Annotated in this window: 14 protein-coding genes; 12 read left to right on the top strand and 2 right to left on the bottom strand. The window is 45.9% G+C overall.

The features are described from left to right. Window positions 1–219 precede the first annotated feature (219 nt). From A3EU_RS0112745 to A3EU_RS0112695, 11 genes are all read left to right on the top strand, one after another. The gene (locus tag A3EU_RS0112745; RefSeq protein ID WP_020536560.1) at window positions 220–777 is read left to right on the top strand and encodes an RNA polymerase sigma factor; all 558 of its coding nucleotides are present in this window, start codon (window positions 220–222) and stop codon (window positions 775–777) included. 17 nt (window positions 778–794) lie between these two features. Continuing rightward, window positions 795–1,502 (top strand): tetratricopeptide repeat protein, encoded by a 708-nt coding sequence (locus tag A3EU_RS0112740; RefSeq protein WP_020536559.1) that lies wholly within the window; start codon window positions 795–797, stop codon window positions 1,500–1,502. A 132-nt stretch (window positions 1,503–1,634) separates the two neighbouring features. Beyond that, entirely contained in the window at window positions 1,635–2,216 is a 582-nt protein-coding gene (locus A3EU_RS0112735) for a hypothetical protein (protein WP_020536558.1), read from the top strand. A 111-nt stretch (window positions 2,217–2,327) separates the two neighbouring features. Beyond that, window positions 2,328–2,570: a helix-turn-helix domain-containing protein gene (locus A3EU_RS0112730; protein ID WP_020536557.1), complete on the top strand. Its 243-nt coding sequence runs from the start codon at window positions 2,328–2,330 to the stop codon at window positions 2,568–2,570. A gap of 50 nt (window positions 2,571–2,620) precedes the next feature. Then, window positions 2,621–3,922 carry a hypothetical protein gene (locus A3EU_RS0112725; protein ID WP_020536556.1) on the top strand — a complete coding sequence of 434 codons (1,302 nt, stop codon included), beginning with the start codon at window positions 2,621–2,623 and terminating at the stop codon, window positions 3,920–3,922. 92 nt (window positions 3,923–4,014) lie between these two features. Beyond that, entirely contained in the window at window positions 4,015–4,794 is a 780-nt protein-coding gene (locus A3EU_RS0112720) for a hypothetical protein (protein WP_020536555.1), read from the top strand. A 35-nt stretch (window positions 4,795–4,829) separates the two neighbouring features. Then, on the top strand, window positions 4,830–6,959 hold the full coding sequence (locus A3EU_RS0112715) for a T9SS type A sorting domain-containing protein (RefSeq protein ID WP_020536554.1): 2,130 nt from the start codon (window positions 4,830–4,832) through the stop codon (window positions 6,957–6,959). A gap of 86 nt (window positions 6,960–7,045) precedes the next feature. Then, window positions 7,046–7,552 (top strand): hypothetical protein, encoded by a 507-nt coding sequence (locus A3EU_RS0112710; RefSeq protein ID WP_020536553.1) that lies wholly within the window; start codon window positions 7,046–7,048, stop codon window positions 7,550–7,552. A gap of 277 nt (window positions 7,553–7,829) precedes the next feature. Next, window positions 7,830–8,138, top strand: coding sequence for a hypothetical protein (locus A3EU_RS0112705; protein ID WP_020536552.1), 309 nt, complete (start codon window positions 7,830–7,832; stop codon window positions 8,136–8,138). Between the two features lie 270 nt (window positions 8,139–8,408). Beyond that, the gene (locus A3EU_RS32775; RefSeq protein ID WP_020536551.1) at window positions 8,409–10,481 is read left to right on the top strand and encodes a TonB family protein; all 2,073 of its coding nucleotides are present in this window, start codon (window positions 8,409–8,411) and stop codon (window positions 10,479–10,481) included. Window positions 10,482–10,499: 18 nt separating this feature from the next. Next, on the top strand, window positions 10,500–11,990 hold the full coding sequence (locus A3EU_RS0112695; protein WP_020536550.1) for a Na+/H+ antiporter NhaC family protein: 1,491 nt from the start codon (window positions 10,500–10,502) through the stop codon (window positions 11,988–11,990). A gap of 180 nt (window positions 11,991–12,170) precedes the next feature. On the opposite strand, the gene A3EU_RS0112690 is transcribed toward A3EU_RS0112695, so the two are convergent. Beyond that, the gene (locus tag A3EU_RS0112690; protein WP_020536549.1) at window positions 12,171–12,443 is read right to left on the bottom strand and encodes a cold shock domain-containing protein; all 273 of its coding nucleotides are present in this window, start codon (window positions 12,441–12,443) and stop codon (window positions 12,171–12,173) included. Between the two features lie 33 nt (window positions 12,444–12,476). After that, window positions 12,477–12,671 (bottom strand): 30S ribosomal protein S21, encoded by a 195-nt coding sequence (rpsU, locus tag A3EU_RS0112685; RefSeq protein WP_020536548.1) that lies wholly within the window; start codon window positions 12,669–12,671, stop codon window positions 12,477–12,479. Between the two features lie 415 nt (window positions 12,672–13,086). On the opposite strand from rpsU, the gene A3EU_RS0112680 reads away from it, so the two are divergent. Then, a complete protein-coding gene (locus tag A3EU_RS0112680; protein WP_020536547.1) occupies window positions 13,087–13,830 on the top strand; it encodes a sulfite exporter TauE/SafE family protein in 744 nt (247 codons plus the stop codon). Window positions 13,831–13,868 lie beyond the last annotated feature (38 nt).

The following is a 13,868-nucleotide window of genomic DNA, read 5'->3' as shown; positions in this document are numbered from 1 at the left end:
AATTTGCCTACTAACTATCTATTCTAAATAATGGCGCTAATAATTGAATTATAATGTCCTTCCTTTGTATAAGATTGAAAAAGGCAAAACGTGACATTTTTAGCCTAAAAAAAATATTTTTCACTTTTTATGTCACGTTTTGCTATTTCTGAGCTTATATAAAGGAACACGGACAACTGTATCATGAAAAAAACATCCAGCGTAAAAATTGGAAGCGAAATGAAAAGTAAAAATTTCGGCCTTAGTCGATCAGCTTTTCAGGAGCTTCTCAAAGCATTGAAGGAGGGCGATGATAATCTGTATCAACAGATTTTTCTGGCCCACTTTGAAGACTGTCTTAATTTTCTGAAACGTCAGTATAAAGCCAGTCATCATGATGCCTACGATGCTAGTATGGATGCCCTGGTCGCTTTTTGCGATCGATTGAAAAAAGAGCGTATTCAGTACGGAAATCTGCGTTTTCTGTTCACCCGAATGGCTGGACAGTTATATCTGAGGAAAACAAAAGATGATAGCAGATTAATGGAGTTGACATCAGAATGGGATGTGGCAGATGAACCCGATGGGGATGTGCCTGCTGATGTAATGGATACCTTCAATGACGCCTGGCCCCGGCTAGGTAAGGGCTGCCAGAAATTGCTAAAATCATTTTTTTATGACCAGAGAAAATTGAAAGAAATTGCAACACAACTTGAAAGAAACGAAGCTACAGTGCGCAAGCAAAAGCAGCGTTGTATGAGTAAGTTGCAGGAAATATTTCAAACACTCTGTCAATAACCAAATCCGCGTTTCTTATGAAATTATTTGAAAAATACCGAGTTAATAACATCAACGAAGATGAACTCAGTACCGTGACCCAGCAACTGATAAAGCAAAAGTTTGACCGTGAGCTGCGAGACAAAATGACTTATCGCCTCAAAGAGGAATATGGTATTACTCGAGGAGCGGCGGCTAGCGGCCGAATTTCAGGAAGGATGATTCTACGCTGGAGCCTTAGTGTTGCGGCAGCACTACTGATAGGTATTGTTGCATGGCAAGTCGTTGGTGGTCATTCACCAACTTATCAGTCACTGACCAAGGAGTATCTGGCTACCTATTATCCGAATAATGAACTCAGGAAAGGAGCCACCGAAATTTCTAAAAAGAGAAGTGAAGCCATTGCTGCCTATAACAAGGAAGACTTTGAAACTTCCGCTCGCTTACGGGAAGAAGTGGTTGTTCTGCCGGGAGCTAATAGCGAAGATTACTTTTTCCTTGGAGTCAGCTACCTCTACCAAAACCCTCCCAAAGGAGAGTTAGCCATCGAACCACTACTGAAAGGATTGGAAGATCCTGCAAGAACTAGCCTGTTGGAAGAAGAAACCAAATGGTACCTGACACTGGCCTATGTGCAAGCCGGACAATTTGCCCCCGCTCGTGAATTATTGGAGGAAAGAATCCAAAAGGGCGGCTGGAACGCTAGCAAAGCGAGGGATCTACTCCATAGTTTACCCCTGGAATAACTTCAGCGTCGGTGTAGCCGACCTTGTTCATCATTAGATTTTGAAGTATGCTTTTTCCGTATTCGGAGGAATAATCTCCCGGATACCCTGGGAAAAGTATGCTTCCCCGAAAAAAACCAAAAAATCAATATCATGCGTGCTCTCTTTACTTTTAGCTTATTCCTGTTTTTTGTTTGCCTTATTCCTTCCAATGCTCAGGGGCAGAGTGCCCGGTGGAAGAAAACCCACCAGTATTGGCAGATCCGTAGCGGGGTAGGGTTGTTGCCCACCTTTGTTAAAAGCCATGCTACCTCGGAAGTACCGCCACTTTCTTTAGAGTTGCGGTATCGCCCCAGCCCTCTATTCAGTGTGGGGTTACTGGCCGGAAGTTCGGTGTCCTCGGCTACACAGCACCACCGCAGTGGGAGTAGCTTGTCGCTTAGGAATAACTTTCGAATGATTGCATTAAGAGGAGCAGTCCATGCTCAACGTTGGACCAAATGGGCACCCTATGCAGGTGTTTCCCTGGCCTATCAGCACTGTAGAGTGGAAGACGTTGGGAAAAACCGGGCTGCTCCGGAGGAATCCTTGATTCATTATATGCCTCGCAAAGAAGGCTTGTTTTATGGTGCTTTCGTGGGCACTTGCTATCAGCCAATTCCTCCGCTGGAAATTTTCGGTGAACTGGGCTATGGGCTCTCTATTCTGACCTTGGGAATAGGCTTCAGTTGGTAAAAGAATGTTTGTGTGTGTGTATTAGTTTTTGAAAACGCGCTCGGAGGGTGGCAAGCCCTGTATTTGCTCGCAGATATCGGTGTTTGCTACCCCANTTAAAATTAAAAGATTATGAGTTTCATAGAACAACTCTTACTGCTGCGCCGCCTACATAATCTTGTTCGGCGGAAGGCAACAGGCTCCTCCGAGGAGCTGATGGAAAAATTAAATGTATCCAAGTCCGGTCTTTATCGGCAGTTAGAATTATTGAAAAGCTTAGGTGCTCCTATCAGGTATGACCGTGCGGAACAACGCTACTATTATGCTAGCGAATTTGAATGGCAATGGGAAGTATTGAGGAGGAGCGAAAATTGATTTTTATAAAAGCCCCAAAGTAAAAGGTGGGCAATTAAACCTCTAGTAAGATGAAATATTACAAGATTATCCATTATTGTTTTTTACCTATCCTGATGTTATTTTTCATGAGTTGTGAAAAGGATCCCGATAGTTACGGTGCCCCTGAGGCAGTAGCCTACGACAATTACAGCGAACTCACCGCCATCCGAACGACCATCTATGAACAGATGAAGTATCAACTGGCCTTCATTGATCCTTATGAATTGGTGCCTGAAAACGAGCGAGCAACCTTTCAGCAAAAGTTCGAAGAAGATCTCGCCGCTTTTCAAGGAATGCAGTTGTCGGCCATACTCGATATCTACGTTCAGCAGGAAATCATTAGCCCGACATTCAGTGAGGTTTATACCAAACTTATGGCTGCCTATCAAGATGATGCTAACGCAAGTAATTTTGCTTTCGCTAATCAGCGGATAGATCGGGAGTTAGCGATTATAAAGAAGCATCCTTCATTGACAACAGCCGAAAAGAAACAGTTAACTACAATGGCTGCAGTCTTCCAAGGGGCTAATCAATATTTCCTGGATACGGGCTTCCAACTGCCAGACAGCCAGGCACGAGGAGGGTGTAACTGGAGAGAATCCTGGGGCTGTATTAAAGAATATACCGGAACTGGAATGCTGGTTGGCTTCGGTGTAGGCATTGGTATGGGGCCTGGTGGTGGCGTTGCTTTTGGGGTAGGCACAGCTGCAGGCTTTACGATAGGCCTGATTCAGGTAATTCGTGGCGAAAACGGCCCTTGTTGTGAATCGCCGGATTGTAATTTAGTGCTGGGCGTATCATTGCGGTTTGATGATTGCAACCCTACGGCCACTTACCTCGCTTACGGTTTTGGAGCAGACAACACAACGCTGGATTGGACGAACACTGGCGGTACCCCTGCCTCAGCGACTACGCCAACCAGTGACCCGAGGTTAGCGATTACTCAAGATAATCCAACAGTAGCAGTCAATACAGACATTGTAGCCGTTTGTGTAGATGGCACAACGGAGGCCAATACCTTGAGTTTCTCCCGTAATCTCGCGGAGCTGGTCAAGAGCGTTAGCGGTGTCAATTTATTAGGGCCCGATCAAATTTATCCAGGAGAAACCTATACCTATACTGGTTATGGCATTTCTGCCAACAGCAACTATAACAGCCAGTGGTTTGTAGATGGCGGTACGATTGTTACCTCGTCTTATAATAGCGCTACCGTTCGTTGGGACAATGATTTGAGCGAAGGCCGTTTACAACTCCAGGTTGGTAATAATTGCCCTGATGGAGAACAGCGAGTCTTTACGCTTAATGTTAGTGGCGATGGGCCAATTCCTTAGGAATAATTTAATTGCTTTTAAGATTCCTCTAACGAAATGAACTTTATTCAGGCTCTATATTACAGCCCCGCAAAATCTAAAATTAACAACTTATGAATCGGTGTATTTCTCTCTTGTCTTTTGTAGCCATTCTTTTAATTTCGGCTTGTGGTAAAGAAGAATACGATGTACGTAAAGCTTCCGAACAATACTGTCGAGATAATATGGTCTTTAAGTGTGAGGATGACCCCGATGCGGAGATTTATTTTCGCGGTAAGCTGAATGGAGAAGAATTTTGTATTTCCGTTCCTCAGGACGGTTACTTTGCGAGCAATGGTGTGGCCACGACTTCCACCACTTCGGTAGAAGAAGGTTACAATGCGAATACACCCCTTACGGGAAGCTTTTACCGAATGTCGATCCGGCCACCCATTTTTGATAACCTCAATGGTATTACCCGTGATTTTGCCCCGGTATTTACCCTGGATTCACCGACGATCAACGATACCATTGCTTATGCTCCGGAATATTATCTGGATGAATACTTTCAGGAAGGCGAACTCCCTATTCGTAAAGACGGGGAAGCAAAAACAGAAGGCTATCGCTTTTTTATCACCTGGTCTACGGTGTTGCGCCCAGGGTACGATCACTATCAGCGCAAAGATCCCTTTATGATTCCTGTCGTAGGCATGGGAATAAGCCCCACTTTCGGGCCAGCTAATCACGCAAAGCTGGAGCTGACGGAAATGGAGAAAAGAGAAACTGCCGAAGGCCTGCGGTATTACTTTACATTTAAAATGGACGCAGAGCTTTTTTACCTGTGTCAGTATTTTGCCGGCGACCGTTTCGGCACTTTAGAAGATGGAGAATTTAGAATGATTATTGATATCTAGTTTGTTTAAATTATTTAGTATTTAAAATTTAGAAAATGAAAAATTTAAAAACGCTTTTCTCTCTTACATTGATGATTTTAATTTATTGTAGCAATTTTTCCTGGGCGCAAGTGGCGTATGAAACCAAAGACCATGAAACTGGAGCGGTCTACAAAAGCCCGGAACGAATAGATCCGGTCGCGGCCGTGAGTATTCGCTTTCAAGGTGATGCGACGGGTTACGTAAAATGGAAAGCTGTGGACAATTCGAGCAGTGATTACCTTTTACGCTACAAGCCCGCCGATAGCACAACGGAATGGGTAGAAGTGACCGTCCGTGAACCAGAAGCAGTGATCGAGGATCTACCATTGGATACCGAATACCAGTGGGAGGTGATGGTTGCTGTGGGCGAAGAAATGATGAGCTCTGGTACGGGCAAGTTGTCGACTTTCTCGCAATCAGAACCGGTTGCGGTATCTGATCCATTGTTTCGGAGGTTGTCGGGCTGGTTTGCCCAAAAGAAGGGGCAGCGACCTTTTTGCACCTTTATCGAAGATATAAACGTGCACCCTCTGGAGAAACTAGCTTTCCTGCAAGCTTATTCCTTTAACAATGAGCCGTTGCTCAAGAACCAGGACATGAATAACTTGAGTAGCTGGTACCCGATGGCGTACCAGGGGGACTGTACCGGATTTGTGCCAAACAGAGATGTAGAAACCAACTGTCGTTGCCAGGTGATCACCCGCGCCAGTATTAATGTAGGCCCTTACGAGGAGATTGACTACGTAAACCGAGTCATTCACCCAACGATCGATCAGCATACGGAAGAGAGTGGTAATGATCGTACTTATGTTGACCAGTTTAAGGCAGGGGCATCAAAGTACCTGGCTTTACGCCAAGATGAAAGCGGTGGTAGTGCCGATTTTTCTCTCTCGAATCTACAAGGCGACGAAGCCGCACAAGGTATTTCTACCACTTTTTCGGAAATAAAGTTCCTATTGGGGTGTATCCGTTACGGAGGGTTTAGTACCGATTTGCCGAAAGATTGTACTTGCGACCGTCCACTAGATGTAGAGTACGAATACACCACCAGTTTGCACATCAAAGCCCGGAAAAAGGGCTGTATCTTCAGTAAAGGAGCTGCTGCTCAAGCCGAAGATTTTGCCTTTGTTGTTGCCCGAAACCTAGGCACCGGCGAACTCACGCCATTGGATGCTGGACACGCAATGATTGGACGTCGTTGTAGCTCCAGTTGGAACCCGGAATTCTGGATCAATACCTTGAATGTATTAAAGCCAGTATTCGATTTCTTTCTGGATACGCAGCAGCAGGAAGAAGAACCAGAAGGCGGTGAAGAGCCGGGGCCGGTACTACCCACCGAAGACCAGGTAGATAGCTTCTGGGATGCGATTACAGTCTTGGCTGGTACGCCTTTTAGCAACAATGAGGGCTACTGTTCTAATTCACCACTTGTTGAAGAACAAACGCTGGTGTCGGGCATTGGCCTCTTGACGCTTTCGCCCAACCAACCTATGGAGGTAATCCTTTTTTCCAACCATTATCTGCGTACCAGAGGTTACGGCTGTTACGAAGCTCAGGCCAGTGTTGCGAGTGATTACTACCTGGTAGGTGTTGTGGAAAGTGGCGGTGTTCAAAATTCCCTTTGCTGTTCCGATAAGGTGGCCACTTACGTTGCCGGATCTATTCCAACACCTGGAAATGCAGGTATTCAGAACGACCCTGTGAATAATATCAATAACCGTATTGGCCAGGTGGGCAGCTTCCTCGCTAACTACGGCGATTGGGACGACCACGAGCTTTTATCGACGGGTACCATCAAGGTTGATGGAGAGTTTGACCTCTTGTCTGGTCCTTCTTGTAAGAACACTAATACAACAGATTTTAGGTTGCCGGGTACAGGACTGGGACTCAATCAAAGTACATTTAAGGTCTATCCTACGTCTGCCAATGACCAGGTTACCATTGCTATTCCGGCTGCAGCCCAAAGCGGCGCGACCCTCCGTGTTTATAACGCCCAAGGGCAGGAGGTGCATCGGGAGATTCTACTCAATAAGGATGTGGCTATCGAGCGGCCTATCGATATCAGCAGTTGGGTTGCAGGTACCTACTGGGTCGAAGTAGTGAGTGGCGACAATGCCAGTACACAACCGTTTTTGAAAATTTAAACCATTGATTCCAGGTAGTTCGCTGCCGTAAATACAGATGGGGGCGTGCCATTGCGTACGCTCCCCACTATCAAAACCAATATCTGATGATTCACAAAATGCTATTAGGGCTTATACTGCCCGTTTTGTTTCTTGCTTCTTGCTGCGATGATGATGACAATGCTTGCGCCTGCCCCGAACCGCTAGAATGTGTAGAAGGGGAGTGTGTATGGCCTAGCAATTATGTCAACATTGGTGGGAGTGGCATTATCAGCGATAACCTCTATTTCGGGGTTTTGCCGGATCACCTTTGTCTGGATACGATTGCCTTTATCACCTACCCGGGAGAAGAACGCTTTTCGATGCACCTCAATACCGTGCCCAGTAATGTGACCGGTGTAGACATTGTGCCCATCGAAGAAATTACACCAGATGTTTGGACTTTGGGCCACGTTGAGCCTTTGTGTAGCAACGATGGTGGCTGGTACGCAAACATTGTAGCGGAGTTGTTTGAGCCTGATAGCGTAAGGCTGAAATTCCGGTTTTGGTTAAATGATACCCCCGAAGGCGAATTTATAGATAGTACCACTGTTACGTTGGTAGAGCCTGGGTAAGACAGACTTTCGGCTTTTGCCAAAAAGCCGGAGTAAGACGTTTTGTTTTTTAAATAATTTGTCACGCCCCATCTGCTGAACATAACCATGTTTTGTGCAGATGGGGTCTTTTATTGCGCAAAAAACAACTTGCGATTTTTTTAAAGTTTCCCGAACAGNNGACACNCTTAAAATGAAGCGCTTAGCCACCTGTTCTGGAAACAAAATCACAATTTATTTTTGTGCTGTTCTTTTATTGCGCAAAAAACAACTTGCGATTTTTTAAAATAGAAATAGTATGAAAAAGAAATATATCCTCTTAGCTATAGTCATATTGAGTCTGGGTAGTTTTTACGCTAAGAATAATCCAGGGAGCACGGAAGCTCCTGCTAGGCAACAAATAGAAAATACAAAGGAATGGCGAGAATCTTATGAACTGGAGCGAACTTCACCGATAGAGGAGGCCCCCCAAGCACTTTCGCCATTGCCACAGAAGCAAGCACCTGACGGTGTTGTTTTTATCCCGCGAGGCGTAGGAAAGCATTTTACTTTCAATGAAAATGCATTGGTAACATATCATTCAGGTCGAGTCTCGGGCTGTTCGTAAAAGGAGGAGTGGTTATATCATTAATGGTATTGCTACCTTTTGTGTTTTTGGTCACAGCAACACTAAGTGCATATAGTCCTCCAAGGCAGACTATCGCAATTTTGGAGCAACTCCAGAAAACCGTACCTCTGAGTTGCTGTGGCCAACATGGAGCGAAGTAGATGGTTAATAGGTACCCTAGGCGGTATTGATTTGCAGTTTACGCTGCATAAATTAGTTTTACTAAACTTCGCGTTAAATGCTTATATTTCAGCCAAAACAGTATCGTTTATGGCGAAAAACCGGGCAGGAAGACCTTCCACCACCGGCCAACTATTTCCTCCTTCTAAGGGAGATACTTATTTTCTAGGTATTGGTATTGATGATTATCAATATTGGCCTTCTTTGAATAACGCGGTACGTGATGTAAAGGCAGTTTCGGAATTGCTGATACGTGACTTTGGTTTGCCAAGGCAAAAGGTGACGCTGCTTTTCAATAAGGAAGCTACTAGAGAGAATATTATCCTGGCGCTGGAAAAAATGGCAGCGACAGTAACTTCCCAAGATAGCTTGTTGGTTTATTATGCAGGGCATGGGCACTTGAATAATCGTCAACGGGGGTTCTGGGTGCCAACGGATGCTCCTCGTGATGGTATTAGCTATTATATTCCGAATTCAACGATCAGAGATTATTTGGGAGATATTCCTTCCTTGCACACATTGCTTGTTTCAGATGCTTGTTTCTCGGGTAGCCTTTTTGTTCGAGGAGAACGTAGTGGAGAATTGGTTGCGAGCGAGTTGGCACAGTTGCCCAGCCGTTGGGCGATCTGTTCTGGTCGGCATGATGAGGTGGTCGCGGATGGCCCGGCAGGGCAGCATAGCCCTTTTGCCGAGAGTATTTTGGATGTACTGCGCACGACGGCGCGGCCTTATATTACTACCAATTTTCTTTTGGGGCAGGTGCGGGAACAAACCCGCTCCAATTACGAGCAACTGCCCGACGGAGGTCCTATCCATGGTGTAGGGCACAAGCGAGGTGAGTTTATTTTTCGCCGTTCGCAAGAAGAGGGCATTGCCTGGACGGAAGCTCAAACTGCTGGTACCTTGGAGGCTTTTCAGCAGTTTGCACACTTATTCCCGAAGGGGAAGCATCAGGAAGAAGCACAGAAGGTTATTAAGAAACTAAGTGCAGCGGCAAGCTGGAAACGAATAGCAGCCATGCCGGATGAAAAGCTGAAGGAGATAGATGCTAAGCGCCAGGAGGTTCGCACTTACTGCCAGGAATTCCCCCAAAGTACGTATTTTGACGAAGCCCTGGCTATGGGGCTTGATTTGGAACACAAGCGGGCTTTTATTAGTGTTTATGATTCAGAGTTTGGTTTGTTGGGTTTTATCCGAAAGGATACTCCTTATAAAGAGGCTGCCCAACAGCGGCTAGCACAATTGACGCAAGAAACGGCGTCAAGTTCAGTGACCGAACAGCCTACGCAGTCTATTTTGCGCGAAGAAAAGAAAGGGGCCATTAAAAAGGAAAAGCCCCCGGTTCCTGTCCAGAGATTAGAAAAAACAAGCCCTCAAGCGAGTGGCAAAGAAACAAGCGAAATCCTAAGGAGTAGAAGCAATATTATTTGGGGATCGGTACTGGGATTAGTGACCTTGCTTCTGTTGATATGGGGGGTGAAAAAATGTACTGGGCCATCTGCCGAAGAAATAGCAGCTAGTAAGGTGGAAAAGCAGATGAAGATCGCTATCCAGGACCGCGATATTAAGGCAGCAAAGACAGCGGTCGCCGATTATCGCCGTGTGCCAAATAAATTTCAGGACGAAAATATCGTTCGTCGCGTTAATGAATTTATCGCGAGCTATACAGACTCCATAGAACAGGCTCAAAATAAACAGCCAGCAGGGGATACACCGTTAAGTCGGGAAGATTTTAAGGCACCTCCGCTTTATATCAATACTGATCCAGTAGTCAAAAAAACAGAGGAAGCGTCTCAACAAACGACGGCTTCTGATGATAAAATTTATTTTATCGTCAAAAATAACCCGCTTTACCCTGGTTGTTCTACGAGCAGTTGCTCAAATAGAGCACTTACGAAATTTATCGCTGCTAATCTCAAGTATCCTTCCGAAGGCCGTGAAAAAGGTTTGGAGGCTAGAGCAATGGTATCTTTTGTAATTGAAAAAGATGGGAGCATGACCAATATTCAGATGGTTAATGATCCGGGAAACGGTTTTGGGAAAGAGGCTTTCAGGGTTTTTCAGGCCATGCAAACAAGAGGCAATCGCTGGACGCCCGGTAACAACGGTGGCCCACCGCTAAGGACAAAAATGAATTATCCGGTTAATTTTAAACTACAGTAATCGCTTAGTATACACACCATGGAAGAAACACTCCACCACGGCTTTTGGAGCCTGCTGCCACCGCTTATCGCTATTGTTTTGGCCATCCTCACCAAGCAGGTGTTTATCTCCCTGATCTTTGGCATCTTTCTGGGCTGGACGATGCTCAACGGCGGTAATCCGCTCTATGGCTTATTTGATACGCTACAAGCCTTGGTCGATGTGTTCAAGGATTCGGGGAATACGCGTACGATCATGTTTTGTGCCTTGGTAGGAGGGCTCATTGTTTTTATGCAGCGCTCGGGCGGGGTCGCTGGTTTTATCGCTTTGGTTCAGCGAAAGCTCCAAGCTTATGAAGGCCAAGACGATCAGAAAAGCAAGGTTATCGTCAGTCTGCTGGCTTGGTTTACAGGTGCCCTTATCTTTGTAGAGTCCAGTATTTCTGTGCTTACAGTGGGCGCACTTTATCGTCCGCTGTTTGACAAGCTGGGGATTTCGCGTGAGAAGTTGGCCTATATTGCTGATTCCAGTTCCGCGCCTAGTAGCATCCTCATCCCATTCAATGGTTGGGGGGCATTTATCATGAGTTTGTTGGCTGCGCAGGGTTTTTCTGACCCTTTTGCTACCATGCTGCGCAGCATCGGGTGGAATTTTTACCCCATCCTGGCCCTTTTGATTGTACCGGCGATTATACTCTGGAAGAAAGATTTTGGGCCTATGAAAAAGGCCGAAACCCGTACTCAAAGTGGGAAGTTACTTTGGGACGATGCTCAACCTATGGTCACAGATGAGCTTACCGAACAAGAAGTAGCTCCGGGTGTTACGCCCAAGGCTTACAATATGGTAGTTCCTATTGTGGTGATGGTGGTGCTCATGCCTGTCATGCTGGCTTATACCGGCTGGGCAGATGCTGCTACCGCAGCGCCAAGCAGTGGCTGGGACCATTTGCTGCTAGCCATCGGTAAGGGCTCCGGCTCTACGGCTGTGCTTACTGCTGTAGTGGGAGCATTACTGGTGAGTATGGCGTTTTACAAAGCACAAGGTATCATGGGCATTCGCGAAATGGTCGACCTCACACTCAAGGGTATTGCAGGCATGATTCCGCTTGCCTTGCTTATGCTGCTTGCTTTTGCCATAGGTACACTTTGTAAGGAACACCTTGGCACTGGTATTTATGTAGCAGAGATTACCCAAAGCTGGTTGTCGCCAGCTTTGGCACCCTTTCTTGTCTTTGTAGTGAGTTGTTTTGTGGCCTTTTCTATTGGCTCCTCCTGGGGAACTTTTGGCATCATGATCCCTATCGCGGTAGGGATGGGGCAGTCATTGGGGGCCGATCCTCATATTATTATAGCTGCCGCCTTGGGGGGCGGTGTATTTGGTGACCACTGTTCGCCGATCAGTGATACGACGATACTATCGTCAATGGCCTCCGCTACAGATCATGTAGATCACGTCAAGACACAACTCCCCTACGCTTTGATCGCGGGTGGACTGGCTGCGTTGGGGTATTTGATACTAGGATTTGTGTAAAACAGGGTAATAGTATGACCGCAATGGTACGGTCACTATGCGCCACCCAGTAGGGCTGTTCCTACGATAGGTATTAAGCGTATATACGGGGTGGCTTTGGCTACTGGCAGTAGCTAGATATCAGGTTGTGCAAATAGCAAAAAAAGCTTTAATGTGTGATCGCAATGGTACGATCACTGCTTACTTTACTACCTCTACTTCTCGCGCACGCGGTCCCTTATCTTCCTGTTCAATACGGAAAGTAACACGGTCGCCTTTTCGCAACGACCCATTGGTGTCAGAAACGTGGACAAAGGTATCATCTTCCAGCTCTGGGCAGGAAATGAAGCCGTAGCCTTTGCGGTAATTGAAATAACGAATGGTGCCAGTACGCTGGCCACCGGTACGCTTGGTAGTGCTGCTGCTGCCTTTTGATCCGGAACGGAAAAAGGCTTTAATCTTGTCGAGAATCATAACTCAAACGGTTAAGAAGAACCCAGTCTTAATCTAAAGCTCTTCGTTCTGTATTTTTTGGTCGCGGTAGATGGCCTTCAGGACCTCTTTGCGTCTCACGTCAGATGGCTTTTCAAACTGCTTGCGATTACGCAATTCACGGCGTAATTTTACATCGCGGTGCTTGCGTTTGTAACGGCGCAGCATACGATCAATGTTTTCTCCATCTTTGCGGTCAATAATAATCATAATACGTTTAAACTTATTTGACTTAGCCCGTCAATCATCCACTGGATTGCAAAAGGCCAAGTAGTTAGTGTTACGGAAATGCCAGTTAATCAGGTACGCGGAATTTTTCTGTACATATTCCATGAAGGAATGTGAAGCTCGTTTTGATATATTGCACCTTTATTTAAGGGCATAAACAGCAACCCGACTACAAGAAAAAGCGCTAGCTTAGATAAAACCACTGCAACTAATAAAATGCAAAAGTAGGCCTAACTAACGAATATATCTACCATTTTTTTATAATTAATACAAGATCATCTTTCTGTTGGTGTTTATTTAATTGGTTATCAGTTGGTTGTGTGTTGTTTTATGACGCGGGTTTACTACTTGTCAACCACCAATAAATAAGGTATTTGTCAGAGAATTAAGATAAACAATGAACGATTTACAAACAATTCAATGGATTACTTTAGCTGGAGCCGCTTTTATGGTCGGTTTATCCAAGGCAGGCCTCAAGGGCTTGGGCATGGTCCTGGTTGTGTTAATGGCACAGGCTTTTCCAGCCAAAGCCTCTACAGGCTTGGTGTTGCCACTATTGCTTGTCGCCGATACACTGGCGGTGGTTTACTATCGTCGCGACGCCAAGTGGTCTTACCTGCTGCGTCTATTACCAGCGGCAGCTATGGGGGTATTGTTGGGCGTCTGGATAGGGGAGGGTTTGGATGACGAAACCTTCGGTAATATCCTCGCCTGGATTGTTATTTTGGGGCTCGTATTACTCATCTGGCAAGAACGCAGCCCCCCTTCCGCAAGGTTCATGAAGCATCCTTTGGTGAGCGGCTTTGCAGGGCTGGCAGGCGGTTTTACGACGATGGTGGGCAATGCTGCCGGCCCTGTTATGTCCGTTTACCTCCTCGCTACACGCTTACCCAAACGGCAATTTATTGGCACTGCGGCCTGGTTTTTTATGCTCATCAATTGGTTTAAGGTGCCCTTTCACATCTGGTCGTGGCACACTATCTCTTGGCAGAGTCTGTGCCTCAATGTTTATGTTGTTCCTGCCATTTTTCTCGGCTTTTGGGTAGGCATTAAAGTAGTAGCAATGATCCCTGAAAAGGCATTTAGATATTTTGTCATGGTGGTTACGGCCCTCACTGCACTGCGGATATTGTTGGGTTAATTTAGGAAAAAGCGGAAGCGGGCCCAGTAGGAATGTCC

The organism is Lewinella cohaerens DSM 23179, assembly GCF_000379805.1.
Lineage (GTDB): Bacteria > Bacteroidota > Bacteroidia > Chitinophagales > Saprospiraceae > Lewinella > Lewinella cohaerens.
The sequence above is the reverse complement of the archived record's forward strand: the minus strand, read 5'-3'. Positions and strand labels throughout refer to the sequence as shown.

Coding starts and splice junctions, on each gene's coding strand:
- A3EU_RS0112745 (WP_020536560.1), top strand. CDS start 220: ATGAAAAGTAAAAATTTCGGCCTTAGTCGATCAGCTTTTCAGGAGCTT.
- A3EU_RS0112740 (WP_020536559.1), top strand. CDS start 795: ATGAAATTATTTGAAAAATACCGAGTTAATAACATCAACGAAGATGAA.
- A3EU_RS0112735 (WP_020536558.1), top strand. CDS start 1,635: ATGCGTGCTCTCTTTACTTTTAGCTTATTCCTGTTTTTTGTTTGCCTT.
- A3EU_RS0112730 (WP_020536557.1), top strand. CDS start 2,328: ATGAGTTTCATAGAACAACTCTTACTGCTGCGCCGCCTACATAATCTT.
- A3EU_RS0112725 (WP_020536556.1), top strand. CDS start 2,621: ATGAAATATTACAAGATTATCCATTATTGTTTTTTACCTATCCTGATG.
- A3EU_RS0112720 (WP_020536555.1), top strand. CDS start 4,015: ATGAATCGGTGTATTTCTCTCTTGTCTTTTGTAGCCATTCTTTTAATT.
- A3EU_RS0112715 (WP_020536554.1), top strand. CDS start 4,830: ATGAAAAATTTAAAAACGCTTTTCTCTCTTACATTGATGATTTTAATT.
- A3EU_RS0112710 (WP_020536553.1), top strand. CDS start 7,046: ATGATTCACAAAATGCTATTAGGGCTTATACTGCCCGTTTTGTTTCTT.
- A3EU_RS0112705 (WP_020536552.1), top strand. CDS start 7,830: ATGAAAAAGAAATATATCCTCTTAGCTATAGTCATATTGAGTCTGGGT.
- A3EU_RS32775 (WP_020536551.1), top strand. CDS start 8,409: ATGGCGAAAAACCGGGCAGGAAGACCTTCCACCACCGGCCAACTATTT.
- A3EU_RS0112695 (WP_020536550.1), top strand. CDS start 10,500: ATGGAAGAAACACTCCACCACGGCTTTTGGAGCCTGCTGCCACCGCTT.
- A3EU_RS0112690 (WP_020536549.1), bottom strand. CDS start 12,443: ATGATTCTCGACAAGATTAAAGCCTTTTTCCGTTCCGGATCAAAAGGC.
- rpsU (WP_020536548.1), bottom strand. CDS start 12,671: ATGATTATTATTGACCGCAAAGATGGAGAAAACATTGATCGTATGCTG.
- A3EU_RS0112680 (WP_020536547.1), top strand. CDS start 13,087: ATGAACGATTTACAAACAATTCAATGGATTACTTTAGCTGGAGCCGCT.